Annotated in this window: 19 protein-coding genes and 1 pseudogene; 7 read left to right on the plus strand and 13 right to left on the minus strand. The window is 58.6% G+C overall.

What is annotated here, in order from left to right; genetic code table 11:
• The coding region (locus FS320_RS09870) for an FIST signal transduction protein (protein ID WP_152711282.1) at positions 1–896 on the minus strand (896 nt) is incomplete at its 3' end.
• Positions 897–2,388: 1,492 nt separating this feature from the next.
• Here FS320_RS09870 and FS320_RS09875 point away from each other — a divergent pair.
• Entirely contained in the window at positions 2,389–2,793 is a 405-nt protein-coding gene (locus FS320_RS09875) for a response regulator (RefSeq protein ID WP_152711284.1), read from the plus strand.
• A gap of 207 nt (positions 2,794–3,000) precedes the next feature.
• Here FS320_RS09875 and FS320_RS09880 read toward each other — a convergent pair whose 3' ends face one another.
• From FS320_RS09880 to FS320_RS09895, 5 genes are all read right to left on the minus strand, one after another.
• The gene (locus FS320_RS09880) at positions 3,001–3,399 is read right to left on the minus strand and encodes a PRC-barrel domain-containing protein (protein ID WP_152711286.1); all 399 of its coding nucleotides are present in this window, start codon (positions 3,397–3,399) and stop codon (positions 3,001–3,003) included.
• Between the two features lie 433 nt (positions 3,400–3,832).
• Complete coding sequence (locus FS320_RS45875) at positions 3,833–3,973, minus strand: hypothetical protein (RefSeq protein ID WP_162866259.1); 141 nt, start codon at positions 3,971–3,973, stop codon at positions 3,833–3,835.
• A 41-nt stretch (positions 3,974–4,014) separates the two neighbouring features.
• Complete coding sequence (locus tag FS320_RS09885; RefSeq protein ID WP_152711288.1) at positions 4,015–4,320, minus strand: hypothetical protein; 306 nt, start codon at positions 4,318–4,320, stop codon at positions 4,015–4,017.
• 277 nt (positions 4,321–4,597) lie between these two features.
• Positions 4,598–4,807: a hypothetical protein gene (locus FS320_RS09890; RefSeq protein ID WP_152711289.1), complete on the minus strand. Its 210-nt coding sequence runs from the start codon at positions 4,805–4,807 to the stop codon at positions 4,598–4,600.
• A 149-nt stretch (positions 4,808–4,956) separates the two neighbouring features.
• Complete coding sequence (locus FS320_RS09895; protein ID WP_152711291.1) at positions 4,957–5,166, minus strand: cold-shock protein; 210 nt, start codon at positions 5,164–5,166, stop codon at positions 4,957–4,959.
• Between the two features lie 798 nt (positions 5,167–5,964).
• Between FS320_RS09895 and FS320_RS09900 the strand changes: the two genes are divergently transcribed.
• The 3 genes from FS320_RS09900 (at position 5,965) to FS320_RS09910 (ending at position 7,969) form a co-directional block, all read left to right on the plus strand.
• Positions 5,965–6,360: a polyamine aminopropyltransferase gene (locus FS320_RS09900; protein WP_152711293.1), complete on the plus strand. Its 396-nt coding sequence runs from the start codon at positions 5,965–5,967 to the stop codon at positions 6,358–6,360.
• A 114-nt stretch (positions 6,361–6,474) separates the two neighbouring features.
• A complete protein-coding gene (locus tag FS320_RS09905) occupies positions 6,475–6,669 on the plus strand; it encodes a hypothetical protein (protein ID WP_152711294.1) in 195 nt (64 codons plus the stop codon).
• Between the two features lie 370 nt (positions 6,670–7,039).
• Entirely contained in the window at positions 7,040–7,969 is a 930-nt protein-coding gene (locus tag FS320_RS09910; protein WP_244627065.1) for an alpha/beta fold hydrolase, read from the plus strand.
• 547 nt (positions 7,970–8,516) lie between these two features.
• Here FS320_RS09910 and FS320_RS09920 read toward each other — a convergent pair.
• Positions 8,517–8,807, minus strand: a complete 291-nt coding sequence (locus FS320_RS09920; protein WP_152711296.1) for a helix-turn-helix domain-containing protein — start codon at positions 8,805–8,807, stop codon at positions 8,517–8,519.
• Positions 8,808–9,297: 490 nt separating this feature from the next.
• Between FS320_RS09920 and recA the strand changes: the two genes are divergently transcribed.
• Entirely contained in the window at positions 9,298–10,341 is a 1,044-nt protein-coding gene (recA, locus tag FS320_RS09925; RefSeq protein ID WP_152711345.1) for a recombinase RecA, read from the plus strand.
• A gap of 396 nt (positions 10,342–10,737) precedes the next feature.
• Positions 10,738–10,932, plus strand: coding sequence for a hypothetical protein (locus tag FS320_RS09930; protein WP_152711298.1), 195 nt, complete (start codon positions 10,738–10,740; stop codon positions 10,930–10,932).
• Between the two features lie 183 nt (positions 10,933–11,115).
• Here FS320_RS09930 and FS320_RS09935 read toward each other — a convergent pair.
• From FS320_RS09935 to FS320_RS09955, 5 genes and pseudogenes are all read right to left on the minus strand, one after another.
• Positions 11,116–11,933 (minus strand): annotated as a pseudogene (locus FS320_RS09935) (transglutaminase-like domain-containing protein).
• A gap of 85 nt (positions 11,934–12,018) precedes the next feature.
• Positions 12,019–12,258 carry a hypothetical protein gene (locus FS320_RS09940; RefSeq protein ID WP_152711300.1) on the minus strand — a complete coding sequence of 80 codons (240 nt, stop codon included), beginning with the start codon at positions 12,256–12,258 and terminating at the stop codon, positions 12,019–12,021.
• Between the two features lie 61 nt (positions 12,259–12,319).
• Positions 12,320–12,538 carry a hypothetical protein gene (locus tag FS320_RS09945; protein ID WP_152711301.1) on the minus strand — a complete coding sequence of 73 codons (219 nt, stop codon included), beginning with the start codon at positions 12,536–12,538 and terminating at the stop codon, positions 12,320–12,322.
• A gap of 335 nt (positions 12,539–12,873) precedes the next feature.
• Positions 12,874–13,311 carry a hypothetical protein gene (locus FS320_RS09950; RefSeq protein ID WP_152711303.1) on the minus strand — a complete coding sequence of 146 codons (438 nt, stop codon included), beginning with the start codon at positions 13,309–13,311 and terminating at the stop codon, positions 12,874–12,876.
• Between the two features lie 81 nt (positions 13,312–13,392).
• Positions 13,393–13,632 (minus strand): CsbD family protein, encoded by a 240-nt coding sequence (locus FS320_RS09955; RefSeq protein WP_152711305.1) that lies wholly within the window; start codon positions 13,630–13,632, stop codon positions 13,393–13,395.
• A 580-nt stretch (positions 13,633–14,212) separates the two neighbouring features.
• Here FS320_RS09955 and FS320_RS09960 point away from each other — a divergent pair.
• Positions 14,213–14,467 carry a hypothetical protein gene (locus FS320_RS09960; protein ID WP_152711307.1) on the plus strand — a complete coding sequence of 85 codons (255 nt, stop codon included), beginning with the start codon at positions 14,213–14,215 and terminating at the stop codon, positions 14,465–14,467.
• 133 nt (positions 14,468–14,600) lie between these two features.
• On the opposite strand, the gene FS320_RS09965 is transcribed toward FS320_RS09960, so the two are convergent.
• Positions 14,601–14,906: a cold-shock protein gene (locus FS320_RS09965; protein WP_152711309.1), complete on the minus strand. Its 306-nt coding sequence runs from the start codon at positions 14,904–14,906 to the stop codon at positions 14,601–14,603.
• Positions 14,907–15,085 lie beyond the last annotated feature (179 nt).

Raw genomic sequence — 15,085 nt, forward strand, 5'->3', positions numbered from 1 at the left:
CACCCATCCGCCCCGAACGCCACGTCGCCCAGTCGATCGCCACCATCCGGGCTGAACTCATCTGCACTCTCGTGCGAAGGCTCCCACGATGTCCCTGCTGCCACACAAAGTTTATGACACAGTAGTACTAGGATGTTGTGCAAGAAAAAGGGAATGGGGGAGGCGGTATCGATGGTCTGCCCTGTCGCTCCGGCGTGCTGCTGAAAGGCTTCAACGGCCGGAAAGCCATTCAGGCTGATGAGCCGCTTGCCCTCGGCTTCAGTGACCCGGAAGGCTTCACTTGCGGGTTGCCATCCGTGACTGACGCCGATGCCAATCGGCTTCTCGGAGAGGATCTCGAGCGCGACTGCGGCGTCGCTGAACACCTCTGTGCCGCAGAAAACCACGGTGTGTTGAAACTGCGCGTTGTCCCCGGCGCCTCCTCCGAAGAACTGATACTGCCCTGCGGTGGCCACTGTGAGCTCATCGACAAGGGCCTCCGCGTGGCCGGCAAGGGCATCCGCCATGACCAGAGCCGAGCGATAGCCATACGGATGGTCCGCATGTCCCGCGAACCCGGATGCGATCTGTCGGGCGGCGGCCACGGCATCGCGCTGGAGGTCACGGCCAACGCTGGCGGCAAAGCGGGCATCGGCCCCTTTGAAGGCCAAGGCGCAGGCCATTCCCTCGCCCTGGACGTCGCGTGTGAATTCACCGGCGGAGGATGCCCCGACCATCACCTTTGGGTGGCAGGCATCTGCAAGACCCTGGAGTAACGCGCGATGATCGTACTTGGGTGAAGCGAAGATGATCACCGCATCCGGCGTATCGACCAATGTCTCCCGGATTTTTGTCCCCAGATCGCGACCGGCCTCGGACCCGTTCTCCAGGCCGGTATAAACAACGGCTGACTGCATTGCGCTCGCTTCCGAATGATTGCAGGTCAAAGCATACCCGGGCCCAGAGAGATAGTTCTCGGGACGCACAGAGTTTGATTGACCTGTAGAACCTAGATCAACGCCAAGCTTGGCCAGGAGTTCCGAATACAGGTGTCTGGTTTGCAACCCGCCCCACATCTCCTATGAGCTTCCCTGATACCGACGAGGCTTGCGTGCCGAAAGCCTGCTGCGCATTCGCCGACACGTCGGCCGCTCCTGGGACAGAGCCCGCCCAGCTTATGTCCGATCAGCCAACCAGCGGTAAGCTTCGGCCTTGGATGGCCTTTTTCTATTTGGGGATAGCTTTGCGTCGAGGGGCGGGGGCTCGCTAACCCCGAGGCGACCCCAACCTACTCTGTTAGTTCTTGAGCGCCTCCTGGCAGGCTTGATTGAGGAAAATGATTTCCGTAGTGGACAGGGGCCCATGATCTTCCGGGTAATCTCGGCGGACTTGAAGCCCTTGGGGTCAATCTTTCTCAGGTCTTCCGAGAACATGAACACGAAGGCGTCGATCGGGTCGATGGGCGGGATCGGTGGAGTCGGTCATGGCGGGGGTTTAGAGCAAGCGAAGCGCCTCACCAGATGGCCCTGCTGTCGCGGGAGTAGGCGCTCATGTGCTGCGGTGCGTTGACTTTATGGCAGCCAATAAACTCGCGAGATACCTCTTAGCGGCCCACCTGAAAGCCGCAAAAATGGCGGGAAGGAGAATGGCTCCGATCAATGCGCATATTGCAATCTCGCCTTTCCCATTCAGATACGGACTACCTCCGACAGGCTCCGAAACAAAGAAGTGCTGAAGGTACAGCAGGAACCCTATCAATGTGCCAATAACAGCCCCGGCTGCTACGTTGGACGCGGCGCTAAGGCGTTTTTTTGATTTAGTGGTTTCGAAAAAATACTTCATATCAGCTGCATCTTAGGTGGATTTGCGGGAGTAGGGCACAGGCGGATTCACTTCGTTAATGAAGAGCGGGCGTAGAGAGCCATGTAGGCGATTGCCAGGAGAGCCACTGCGGCGACCACAGCCGTTAAAGCGGCGGCCAGCCAGCCCACTCTACCATCTCCATAAATTCTGGTCCGGAGATCGCGCAATTCCTGATCGCGAAGCTCGTGCTTTTCGAAACGGTCATCAGACATCGGTGGAGAGGCTTGCAACCGCAGGGTAAGCCGAGAGCATGGCATGAAGGGGTACAGAGAGGGTTGCGGGTGCCTGTCCTGGAGCGAAGGCGCAGGAGGTCCGACGAGGAGCCCGGGAGGGCAGTACATCCGTGCCAATCCCGGGGCTCGCCGCCAGCTGTCGATGTCAGGCAGCTGAGGTGAGATTGAGCTGATTTGTGAAAGGTGACTAGCGTCTCACATCGGGCGTGGCAGCGTGGCGCACTCACCCTGTCTCTCAGGCTTGTTAGGGATGCATTAACCAAACCGGCAGAGCATGGGCATGTCTCCCAAACAATGCGCGATGCCCCAAGAAATGCATGCTTCAGCCACCGTTCTTGTCGTCGAGAATGATCCCATCATACGTGAGTTGCTGGAGACCATTCTCCGGACTGCCGGCTATCAGGTCCTGGCCGTTCCAACAGGCAACGCGGGACTCCTGTCGCTCTGCCAGCAGCAGGCCCACATCAATTGGCTTGTGACGCGAGTGAAGCTTCCCGGGCTCGTGGATGGATGGCTCCTCGCCGATGAGTATCATCGGCACAACCCAGGTCGGCCCGCCATCCTGCTATCCGAGGTGATCTCAGAGGCTGAACACGCTTCGGTCGATTCCGTGTTCGTGCCGCCGCATGCACCAATGAGAGTGCTTGAGGCCTTAAAGGGCCTGGTGTTGTCAGAGGTGGTTCAAGCCGCTCCAGTAGCGATGCCGTGGGCTGCTTGAACCCGGTCGCATACAGTAACTAAAACGCCCCGGTTGAGAGCTGTCTGAAACCTCAACCAGGGCGCCAATGCAGTGCTGGTTGCAACACCGCCTCACAAGCCTCGTCGCTCAATGAACACGGTCAAGGCGGCTATCGGCTGACGGTGAGAGGCAGAAGCGCCCTGACAGAAGGCTGAGCACCAGACGTCCTGCCAGGGCGCATGCGGATCAGCGCTTCCACTTGCCTTCGTAGCGGAACTCCGGGGCCGATTTCAGCTGCTCAAGGTCCGCGTTCATGGTCGCCTGCCACTTGTTCTCACCTTCTGTGTACCGGATTGAGATCGCGGAAGGATCGACAGCCACATAGCGCTGGCCGCTGCCCAGGAGCTCCCCGACGGACAGCACGACTCCAATGATCTGGCCACCCTCGAAGACAACATCCTCAATCTTGCCCATCTCTTTGCCGCTGGCGCTTTGGACGTTCAGGCCGATCAGTCGCGAACTCAGAAGGGCATTGTTATTAATCGTGATGAACTTGGGTGCACCTGACGCTGGCGGGGTGCTCTGAGCATGAGCGACACCTGAGCAACCGAGAGTGACGAGAAGAATAATCGCTGATAAGCGCATCGAAACCTGCCCTTCAATTGAAACTCAGGGCCAACCCTGCCCAGGATAGTGGCCGATTTAGGAGCATTGTCCATTGCGGCACCGGTCAAAGACTTAGGGTCTGGCGCGACGGCAGAGCGCCTGCCCCCTCTGCTGGCGAGAGATGCCGTGACAAACAACGGAAGCGACGCGAAGCGATCCAGGCATCAGGGATGGGGCAGTGAAACTCTCTGTTAGGGAACTGAGCCGGGCTCACCATATACAAACTCGGAGCACCCGATGCGCTCCTCAAGGAGCGTCTACACGCAGAGGTTCATGTTAGGCGGATAGTTCCCGGAACATCCCTCTGCGCCATCTTCGCCGCGGGTCCGCGCGTCACGCATTTCCCTGTTGATAGGCTCCCTGGAATAGATGCGCCGAATACAGAACATCCTACGGCATGGTGCGCGAGACGCTATCGCTTGCCGCCGGATGGTTTCGCTGGCGTCCCGCCTTTGCCCTGGTTCGCGAAGGGCGAGGTCGGGATTGCCTCCTTTGGCTTGTCCTTCTTCGGCTTTTTTGCCTCGCGGTTGCCGCGTTGTTCACCTTTGGCCATGGCTGGTCTCCGTTGACGATCAGTTCGTGGATGAGATCATTTCAGTCGTGGGTCGACTTGTCGAGCAGATGATCGAAGTCGGCCATCATGCGGTCGATCAGCTTGCGGCGGCGCAGATCGCTTGCATCCAGGCTCTGCGCCAGGAGGCCAAGCAAATAGCGCGCCTTTTCGACCGCCTCGTGCCAATCGGCAGCAGGTGCGGCTGCCAGCAGGTCTTCGAGAGCCGCCTGCCTTGCACGTAGCGCTTCCTGGTCGGCTTCGACCTCGGACCGCAGACGGCGAAGGTCCGTCGCCTTCTGGGCCGCCATGCCGCGATGGGTATCGAGATTGGTCGGTCGATCGGCCATGGTAGGGTTCCTCTCTGCTGTGTTGCCTAAGCTCTCTCAGTCAAAAGCCGTGCCAGCGTCTTGGCCTGCCACTCATTCTGTCCGATGGGCTCAGGCGTCACGACGTGCCACTCGTGCGCTCGAAGCGGCCAAGCGGGTTCACCCGTGGGCGTGAGGATCATAAACCGCTGTGACGCCTTCATGCCAACACGGGCGACGTACAGGATCTCATCATCCCGTCGAAGCAGCGCGACAGGGTCGTAGATCTGGGATCCGTGGAAGAAGGCCTCACCGCCGGTCAAATAATCGACGCCCTAGCCGCGATCTCGCTTTCGCGCACGGCGCGCTCGCCGAAGCCGGACGATTTGATGCGGTACGAGAACTCACCGGTCTGATCGGCGGGCATGAGACGCGTTACCTCGTAGATGCCGCTTGCACTTGCACGCTTGTCCGAAATACGCGGATGGGTGATGCGGACCAACTGATGAACCTGATACTTGTGCGACATTCATTCCTCCTGGAGCTTAGCTGTCATGGGGCAGGGTAGCGTGGGTAACCGCTGCTGGCTGTTAGCCGGTACAAATGAAAAAGCCGCCCCACGCGGGAGCGGCTTCAAGGCTTAGCGGCACAGGTTATGTCCTGAGCCGACCATCAAGATCACGCGTTCTCGATGTTGTTGACGGCGATTTTGCCGGAGCGGCGGTCTTCGGCCGTGTCAAAGGCAACCTTCTGCCCTTCGATGAGGTTGCGCATGCTAGCGCGCTCTAGAGCGGTGGCGTGGACGAACACATCCTTGCTGCCATCGTTGGGCTGGATGAAGCCGAAGCCCTTCATGTCGTTGTAGAATTTTACAGTGCCCATAACCATTGGGGTAGCCTTTCGCGATTGTTGCAGATGCACGTGAGCGAAGGCACGCAAAAGCGCGGCCTTAACTCGGTTCGTCGATGTAATGGTAAGAAAGTCCGAACGTGCGCCTGGAAAGACCAAAAGCGAAACGACCCGATTGTCCGGCCAAAATCCGATAATTTTTATATAGGTATTTTCTTTAACAATTGCAAGTGCTGTCCGTCTCTGTCTCTAATGGAGGCAGAACTTGGCGGCTTTCGACGCAATTCAAAGACAAGACTTTGCTCAGCAGGGGCCGGGGAGGCTTCAATATTTATCAGACCCAGCAATGCACATACACCCGCTGCCGCCCGTCCGAGAATCCGGGGAATGCGACGGCAGTATGCGGTGGACCTAAGGGGGCGAGACTGTCCATTGGAGTGGGTGCAGACATTCGACACGGAAGCGGTACCGCTATGTGCGCCCGCAGCCCTTCCTGTTTGTAGGAGATCATCGCCCGGGCACCGATCTGATTGTTCAGCAAACGTTTGAGAAGCTGGGTGTCAAAGCCCCTCCGAGCCGGCGGACTGGTGGCAGGACCGTTCCGCTCAATGCACTCGATGATGAGTTCGCGGCGGTCTTGATCCCCCACAAGAGCCTAGGAGACCGCGACAGATCCGTCCAGTACGGACAGTGCTCCATACTTGACGGCGTTCGTCGTCAGTACATGAATGGCGATTTCCTAGCTATCGCGGATGCTGTGATGGAGCTACAATGACCCACCAATCCGGAGCATGCCATGAGTGCGCTCGTCGAGGAGCTTGACTGTCGCCCACTCCCATGGGAGCGCTCAGCCTCGAGCTGACCTCTGATCCACGCTGCCGGCTGGTTCTTGGTGACTTCTTTGCAGGAGCCGCTTCGGAGGTGGGCTTCAATGCCGACCAACCAGGACGCCGCTACCACGCGATCCTGGTCGATATCGACCACTCACCGAAGAACGTCCTGCATCCGAGCCATTTAGCGCTCTACACCGTCGAGGGTCTCACGCGCCTTTCTGCGCACCTTCATCCTGGTGGCGTCGTTGCCCTGTGGTTAAACGATCCTCCGGACGATGGGGTTCAATGGGCACTTCGTGAGGTGTTTGCCACCAGCGAGGCTCGTATCGTTGCGTTCGACAACATACGGAAGGATGGTGAGGTGACAAACACAGTGTACGTCGCAACGCGTGGTCGCTAACAGCCCTGGCGGGACTCTCATTCGTCGGGCCAGCCCCAGCCACCGTTCCATCCGCCGATCAAAGTGGATCACTTGCGGGCGCTCGGGCCTTCTCGTTGTCCCATGGAGATACGCATGGCCCAGTTTCCTATCATGAAGACCATCGCCAACATTGCCGTCACTCATGTTGATGGAGAATATCGCATCCGGATCGAGGATGAGTCCGGCGATACCGGGGTTTATCGCGCCTCATCCGATCAGGTTATGGATCTCGCCAACATGCTCGACGACCACTTTAGTGATGAAGACGAGGAGCTAACCGCTGGATAAGGCTTTCTGAAACGATCCATGACAGGGACGTTGTGAGTCTTCCGCGACCGTACTCACGCCTCGGCCTGCCGAACCCACGTCCACGAAGACGCCCCTTTGGAAAGGGCTTCTGCCTCTCGTTGGTGCGCTGCAGCAACCGACGGCCGTCTCAGGCTTTCTCTACGATCAGCCCACATGGAGAGTATGCATGTCCCGTATGGAGACAAGAGCCGAGACAAGCTCGCGCAGCCCGGTTGGGTCGGCGCCTCGCTCTACTGAACCGCAGCGGGCAAACACCCAGCGGCATGGGCAGGCGAGTACAGGGTCGGGCAGGGCGCCTCGTTCTAACGAGAGCTCTCATTCGAGCCCTTGGCGTTGGCTTACGCCCGTTCTGGCAGGCTCGGCCGCAGCGCTCGGCGCAGCTGCTCTGTACAACCGGCAGAGAACGGGGGCTGCCGAACGCAAGGCGCCGCCCGTGGGCCGGTTTCTCGACGTTGATGGTGTGCGTCTGCACTACATCGAGCGCGGCGCGGGCGAGCCTGTCGTGCTGATCCATGGCAACGGCACCATGATCCAGGACTTTACCGTCAGCGGTCTCGTGGACCGTCTGGCGTCCCGATACAGGGTGATCGTGATTGATCGTCCTGGTTATGGCTACAGCAGCAGACCTCGCCAGCTCTGGACCCCACGAGCCCACGCCAAGCTCTTCCAGCGTGCGTTGAAGCAGCTCGGCGTCGAGCAAGCTGTTGTCCTAGGGCACTCCTGGGGCACCCTGGTCGCAGTCGCCCTCGCGCTGGAGTGCCCGTCGCTTGTTCAAAGCCTTGTGCTTGCCTCGGGCTACTACTACCCGACGCTGCGAGCCGACACGTTCCTGTTCTCGCCGCCGGCTGTTCCCGTGATCGGCGACGCGATGCGCTACACCATCTCCCCCCTGGTCGCCCGCGCCATGATGCCGGGCCTGATCAAACAAATGTTCGCGCCCGCGGAGGTGTCGGAGCGGTTCGAGCGCCTGTTCCCCAAGGAAATGATGCTCCGTCCGTCGCAGCTGCGCGCCGCGGCTGAGGACGCAGCCCTCATGACTCCCTCAGCAATGGAGCTGCAGCACCACTATCGGGAACTGCGGATGCCAATCACGATCATCACAGGTGCCGACGATCAGATTGCGGATGTGGGCCGTCAGTCGAAGCGCCTGCATCGGGAGCTGCCGCAGAGCGAGTTTATCGTGCTTCCGGGCCTCGGCCATATGGTCCACCACCTGGCTCCCGACGCGGTCGCCAGTGCGGTGGGACGAGCCGCACAGAAGGCTGCTGCCGCGCTCTGAGTCCGGGCGATCCGGGCTCCTTGATCACCGGCTGACCTAGCGTGCGTCCCGTGGAGCTGCCTTTGATTACCGAGCGCGCGGATCAACGCGGTCATACCTCGTTCTCAAGGGAGAGTATAAGCAAGTAAAACGCGTTGATGTAGCAAAGCCAGTTTCGATCTCAGCCCTATGGCACTACGTCATCCGTCATCGCTGGAAAGCTGACATTCGCCCTTCATGTGGGTAGCGATGGCCGACATCGCGCTATCGAGAGTGGGGAAGTTAGCAGTGGCCATTTTGTACAGCCCCGAGCTGCGATCTGCATCGATGACGAATAGCGACAGAGAAATCTCAGTGATTGTTCCGAGAGGTCGCCCGAGCCTATCCCTCAACCTCCAGGTGCCTGGTTTGATCTTCGCACGTGTCACGACCACATCCACGGCAGTTGCTCCGTCAATACAGCATAATACAACTTGTCCTGCGCTGAGAAAGCGGCTGTCAAGTGATGTTCCGGAAGCGTCCGCTCTGTTGTTCTCAAAGCATGCCGACATCCTCAGCCTATGAGAATTCAGCAACGGCTCTCCTGCACCTTGCATAGAACTCGCCAATCAGAATGGCGGGGCCTTAGATCAGGCTGATCCTGAGGCACTTTGAGGACCGTTGAGAGGCTTTCGAGCATCTCCTCCTCGATATCCTGGTTGCCTTCCTCAATTGCTTGGATGTCCTCCTTGGCAATGCCGCTCTTTTCGGCGAGGTCATCGCGCGAGATGCTCCTCCATCGGCGATAAGCCATCAGGGCGGGCTCGCCGCCTGCGAGCGCATAGGTAACATCCATCGGCACTCGGAAGACATCAACCATCGTGGTCTCCTCCAGAATCCCAGCTTAACACAGAAGGAGTTGCTCATGGGGTGGAGATGTCACATCAGTTAAGGGAGGTTACATCAAGAACTGCTCCGCCGATTTCTGGTGACCTTGCTACGTGAGCCCAGGCGGATGGCGGTATTTGTCAATACGTGGCTGAAGCAGAAAGGCTGATGTATCCCGCACACCACTCAAGCTCACAAAGGGATCGGCTTCGATGCTTGTCCTCGGATATGGCACAATCCTTCCATGATACGAATTAGTCTTGATGAGGACTAAAACAAAAAGCCTTCATCTCAGATGATTCAGAACGGAGAGAGGCTCTGGCATGACCGCTTACAGAATGTGGAACCATTGGTATCCTGATGTAGATGGAGGCTTAACCGCAAACAGTGCTCATAACTGATCTTAGTTCCTGCTTTGTTCTGGCATTCGGAATTCATGTCAGGTAGAGTCAATACTCAGAATTTACACAAGCGGAGCCATGATGAGCATCGACAAGAACAAGGCGATCGAAACAGCGGTAGCCCAGATCGAGCGTGCCTTTGGCAAGGGCTCGATCATGCGCCTTGGCGACCGTCAGGTCGTTGAGGTGGAGACGATTTCGACCGGCTCTCTGGGGCTCGATATCGCTCTGGGCGTGGGTGGTCTTCCGAGAGGTCGCGTCGTCGAGGTCTATGGGCCGGAATCCTCAGGCAAGACGACGCTGGCGCTCCAGACCGTCGCCGAGGCTCAGAAGACGGGCGGCGTCTGCGGTTTTATCGATGCGGAGCATGCGCTCGATCCAGCCTATGCGCGAAAGCTGGGCGTTAACCTCGATGATCTCCTGATCTCTCAGCCGGACAATGGCGAGCAGGCGCTTGAGATTGCCGATACCCTGATCCGCTCGGGCTCTGTCGATGTGTTGGTTATTGACTCGGTGGCCGCCCTGACGCCGAAGGCCGAGATCGAGGGCGAGATGGGCGAGAGCCGTCCTGGTCTTCAGGCCCGCCTGATGAGCCAGGCCCTGCGCAAGCTCACCGGCTCGATCAGCCGCACCAAGACGATGGTGATCTTCATCAACCAGATCCGCATGAAGATCGGCGTCATGTACGGTTCACCTGAGACGACCACCGGCGGCAACGCGCTGAAGTTCTACGCCTCCGTACGTCTTGACATTCGTCGCATTTCGACTCTGAAGGATCGCGATGAGCCGATCGGCAATCAGGTGCGGGTGAAGGTCGTCAAGAACAAGGTGGCTCCGCCCTTCAAGCAGGTTGAGTTTGACATCATGTTCGGCGAGGGCATCTCCAAGATGGGCGAGCTGATCGATCTTGGGGTGAAGGCCAACGTGGTCGAGAAGTCGGGCGCCTGGTTCTCCTATGACAGCCAGCGCCTCGGCCAGGGCCGCGAGAACGCCAAAGCCTTCCTGAAGGAAAATACCGGGATCGCGTCTGAGATTGAGGCAAGGATTCGTCAGAACGCTGGTCTGTTGATAGATGCGTTGCAGGCCAACGATACCGCTGACGCTCCGGCAGACGATGCGGCATAAGTCTGAACCAGGAACGCCGGTTTTGATGGACTGGCGTTTTGCATTGCTAGCTCACATAGGCCATCGTGGTGAGATCGAGTTAACACCATGATAGCTAGCAGCAGGCGAATATGCCTGTAATCTTCCCGTCATTGCCCTGTGCTCGAACGCTCCTCCGAACGATGACGTTCAACAGGCGCTTTGTGAGGTGTTTACGAGCAGCGAGCCTCAGACCGTCACCTTCGACAATGTACGGGTGCTGCGATGCCGAACGCAATGTATATCGCAATGCGTGGTTGCTAACAGTTCTGGCGGGGCTACCATTCGGCGGATCGGGGCAGCCATCATTTGATCCGCTTGATCAAAATGGATCACTCGCGGGCGCTCAGGCGTTCTCGCTACCTTATGGAGTTACAGATGGCTCAATTTCCTATCATGAAGAGCCTCGCCAACATTGCCGTCATGCAGGTTGACGGAGAGTATCGCATTCGGATCGAGGATGAGTCTGGCGATGCCGCGGTTTATCGCGCGTTGTCGGATCAAGTCGCGGATCTGGCGGACATGCTCGACGATCTCCTCGGTGACGAAAGCGATGAGGCGGCGGCTGGCTAAGGCTCGCTGAAACGATCGGTGCCAGGAGCACCTTGAACGATTCAGGACCGTGTTCACGCTTCAGACCCATGAGGCCAACGCACACAATGACGCTCCTCTGGAAAGGGCGTTTGCCTGTTCACTGTCAGCTTCAATCGGAATAGCAGGCAGCAACAGCAAAGCACACGGTGTAAGCTCAGGGGATCAGACATCTGATCCCATCACTTCCTCGGTGGTCACATGAAAGTCGACCAGAGTGCTGGGCCAAAGGTGAGGGTCAGCGGCACGTCGGCAGCATCGCGGCCACGAGCGATCAGAATCCGGCCGATCCGTGGATCATTGTTGCGGGGGTCGAACGTGTGCCAGCGCCCACCCAGAAAGACCTCGATCCAGGCGGCAAAGTCCTGAGGGGCATGAGGCGGTGGAAGGCCGATGTCACTGATGTAACCAGTGCATTAACGGGCCGGGATGTTGAGGCAGCGGCAGAACGTGAGCGCCAGATGAGCATAGTCGCGGCACACGCCGCGCTCTTCCTCAAACGCTTCAACAGCCGTACGCGTCGCGCGCGAGTGCTCGTAGCCGAAGGTGATATGATCGTGCACGTAATCGCAGATGGCCTGCACGCGGTCCCAGCCCAACGGAGCTGATCCAAAGCGACTCCAGGCAATGTCGGTGAGACGGTCCGTCTCGCAGTAGCGGCTGCCCAACAGGTAGAGCAAGGTTTCTGCGGGAAGGTTTTGGATCTGGATCTGCTCAGCCCCTGGATCTGCCAAGTCCCACTGGCCTGTATCGCGGATAACGGTTTCTGTCCTGAAGCTGATCCTTCCAGCCGGTGCAACGAGGCGGTTACACCAGTTCCCGAAACTGTCCCGGTATCCGTCCACCGGCACTGATGGCGTGGTGATGAGATAGTCGGGCCGCTCCAGGTCGGACACTCTCGAGGAGTGCACATTGAGGATCGCGATCATGGGCGTGACTTGCCCGAGCTCGTACGTCATCTCGCAGCCGACGCGTATCCGCATGGGTTTTTCCTTAGCCGTCCCATGCAGCGGAATTGCACCCGCCAGGGATCATGGTTGATCTTCTCCCGGATCGAGACGGGGCCGCTCATCCCGTGACGTCTGTCTCCGGCCGGTCCTGTCCCGGAGACACTTCTTCGTGCCAATCGCCGACTTCGTCCTGGAACTCGATGTCTTCAGTCGCGCCCGGCAGCCTCTGTTCGGCGGCAGTCCGCTCCGCTGCCTCGCGTGCTTCCTCATAGGTGGCATAGCGTTCCGAGAAGACATCCCCGGCTTTGTAGACCCATCCACCTTCGTGCTCGACGAGCCTATAATGAACATTGGCCATGACTCTTCTCCCGTTGGCTTCGATGCGGGCGAACAACACACCAGGAGAGGCACCTGCGTTTTCAGGAGCCGCCGTACTGTGGGCTCCAGAAAAACACCTCGTCGCCACTGTGATCCAGAATCCGCAAGGCGTCAGGCTTTTGCGGCATGTCCAATGTTTCGAAGAGGGATTGGGCTCTCACTTTCGCGTCCTCCAGATCCGCTGCGTCATGTTCAACCCGGTCCAGGGTCGCATGAGCTTCGTCTGTGCCACGCACCCGAAAGAACTCGATGACAAACATCACAGTGGCTCCATCTTGCTAAGAAACGGGATGTCTTCCAGGCAGCCTGTTCCTTGAGAGTGATTCCATACCTCATCTTCTTCGTTCGCTTTGTGAAGCGAGGCGGGAGGCCGACCACTTACTCCGCTCGTGGGAGCACCAGGGTTTGCTCCACGCCACCACCGCGCGGTAACTTGCCTTCGCTCACGCCTCATTCAGAGGCTCGCGCTGCGAGCACGCAGAGAAAGTGAGAAAGTGAGAAAGTATAAATCCCCATTGTTCAGTGTTGTCACTTTGTCATTCACTCCCGAAAATCTGTTGCATTGGCTTGAGAGTGCTGGGCGATATCCTCAGGTTCATTGATTAGACAGGTCCGTCTCACACAAAGCCGCGGCATCAGCATCGTTGCGCGCGAGCAGGGCCTGCAGGACCGCGAGGGTGGCCTCATCGGCTGCCGCAGCCGCAAGCTCAAAGACGGCAATGGCATAGGCCTCAGCATCATCGGCGCGGATTTCCAGCCGATGAGCCCTGTGGCGTTCTGTCCAAAGGGCCCCACCCGCCACAGATCTGACTTTTTGCTCCGCGAGCCACGTCTTGACCCTGATATTGGCCGCTTCAACGGTCACGCGGTTGTCATAGATGCGCTGCTCGACACGGTCGAGTTGGCTCTCAAGAACATCCTGCGACTGGTCGAAGGTCGCCGCGCCGTTCGATTTAAGCGCCTCAAGCCGGCGGTCCATCCCGTGAAGCTTGATCCGCAGCTCGTCACAAAGGCGGCCGATCCGCTCACTCATTCGCGTCTCCTGTGAGATCGGACCCTAGCGGTCGAGGCAGATGTGGTCTGAGGCCATGTTCCGCCTGCTGCAGCGAAGCGCTCAAGGCTGCTTGTCCAAGGCCCAGAACTCCACATCCCTTGTGGCCTGCTCATGGGAGAGGCCGTACCTTTCCTCAACTCGTCCGATGAGTTCTGATGTGGTTCGAATCCCGGATAACTCGGCCGCCGTCAGCCGCAGCCAGGTGGCCTGCGCCATCTGCACCGAGTGAGGCGTGAGACCGGGGGCATCATGATCCTCATAGTGCTCCAGATTGAACGGAAAGCTTTTGCTTAGACACATGGCGAGCCTCCTCACAGTCCCGCATCCTCTCGAAAACCCGACCTCGGGCTGGAGCGAAAACGAGGGGCAACAACAAGTTGTGCTCAGATCAATATGGAGACCGATCAGACAATTGCATCGGATCAGATAAATAAAACCCGAATAGGAGAGGTCTTATATCTAATAGTCTGCAAAAGAGTATACTTCTCGACTGACAGAAGGCCTAGTTTCCAGGTGTTGTTGCCTAGCAAGCCGCCTGATTCACCAGAGGAATTCCGCAATGTTAAGCCAGACGCTTTTTTCTGTCCTGCTGATTGCTGGGTGCCTCGTTGTGTACGGGGTGGGCATTCGGAGGAGGCCGAGAAACCGGCCCCAGTCACCGAGATGATGGAGGGGAGATTCGACACATCCTTCCTGCCGATGACCGGGTCATCGGGGAACCCGGGTACGATTCAGCAGAAGACTTTGAGCGGGCTCGCTTCTCGCACGCGCCGGGTGAACCTTCCGGACCAGGAAGGTCCGCTGAGTAACCTGGTTGGCACAACGGGTTGGCCAGGCTGGCAGTCACAAGCATGCAAAGTTGAACCAGGAGACTGAAGGCATGAGTAGCGTTTCTATCGAAAGCATTGCGCTCCATATCGTTCGTCACCTTGTCCGGGGAATGGGTAAAACCGAAGGGCAAGGAGCGTCGATCCAGAGCCTCAGGCATTGGTGGACAGTGAGCCTGGGTCAGCGCGGCGAAAACTTTGAACTCGGCCTTGATTACGCGGATCAATCCGAGTGGGTTATGCGTGGGCCCGACAACATTATCCTGCTCACGACTCTGGGTTCCGAAAAAGGCGCCGCATCTCGCTAGGAAGCATCATCCGAAGCGACAGAGCCAAAAGCGCCAGCACCTCTAAACGATCTCCTGGCGCTCTACTCGACTGTGATTGTGCCGGAGCGTGACTTCTTGACGAGTGCGCTCAAGCGCAAGGGAGCCCGGTTCCCTAACGGCGCTTGTGAGAATGAGGCAGGACTGGGCTTGGGGCGTTCAGGTCTTGGGCTTGCGCATAATCGGCTCGTTCTCGCCGGTCGGGCAGGGCTGGGGTCATCTCCAGAACCTCAGCAACCCGCTGCTTGCCACGCTCCGCCTCGATCCTGACCCGCACCGTGGTTCCCCGTGGAAGCCAGACATAGCCCGCCTGCTTGAGCACTGACATGTGCAGGAAGGCGTCGCCGTAGCCGTTGCTCAGGGCCACGAAGCCAAACTGCTTGGTCAGGTCAAACCAAGCGACCGTTCCCGTGACCGTCATGCCCGACCTCCGCGAGCGGCAACGTCGGCACAACCGGCCTGGGTTCGCCAGTCATCAGCTCGCGCACGGCGCTCCGCTTGCACAGCGAGCCTCATCGGCCCTTGTGCCGGATCGGCGGAGCCTTCACCGGCCACGCAGAGCCTTTTTCGGCAAAGTTAATCTTCAAGACCCACATAGAT

Source organism: Microvirga tunisiensis (assembly GCF_009296175.1).
GTDB classification, from domain to species: Bacteria; Pseudomonadota; Alphaproteobacteria; order Rhizobiales; family Beijerinckiaceae; genus Microvirga; species Microvirga tunisiensis.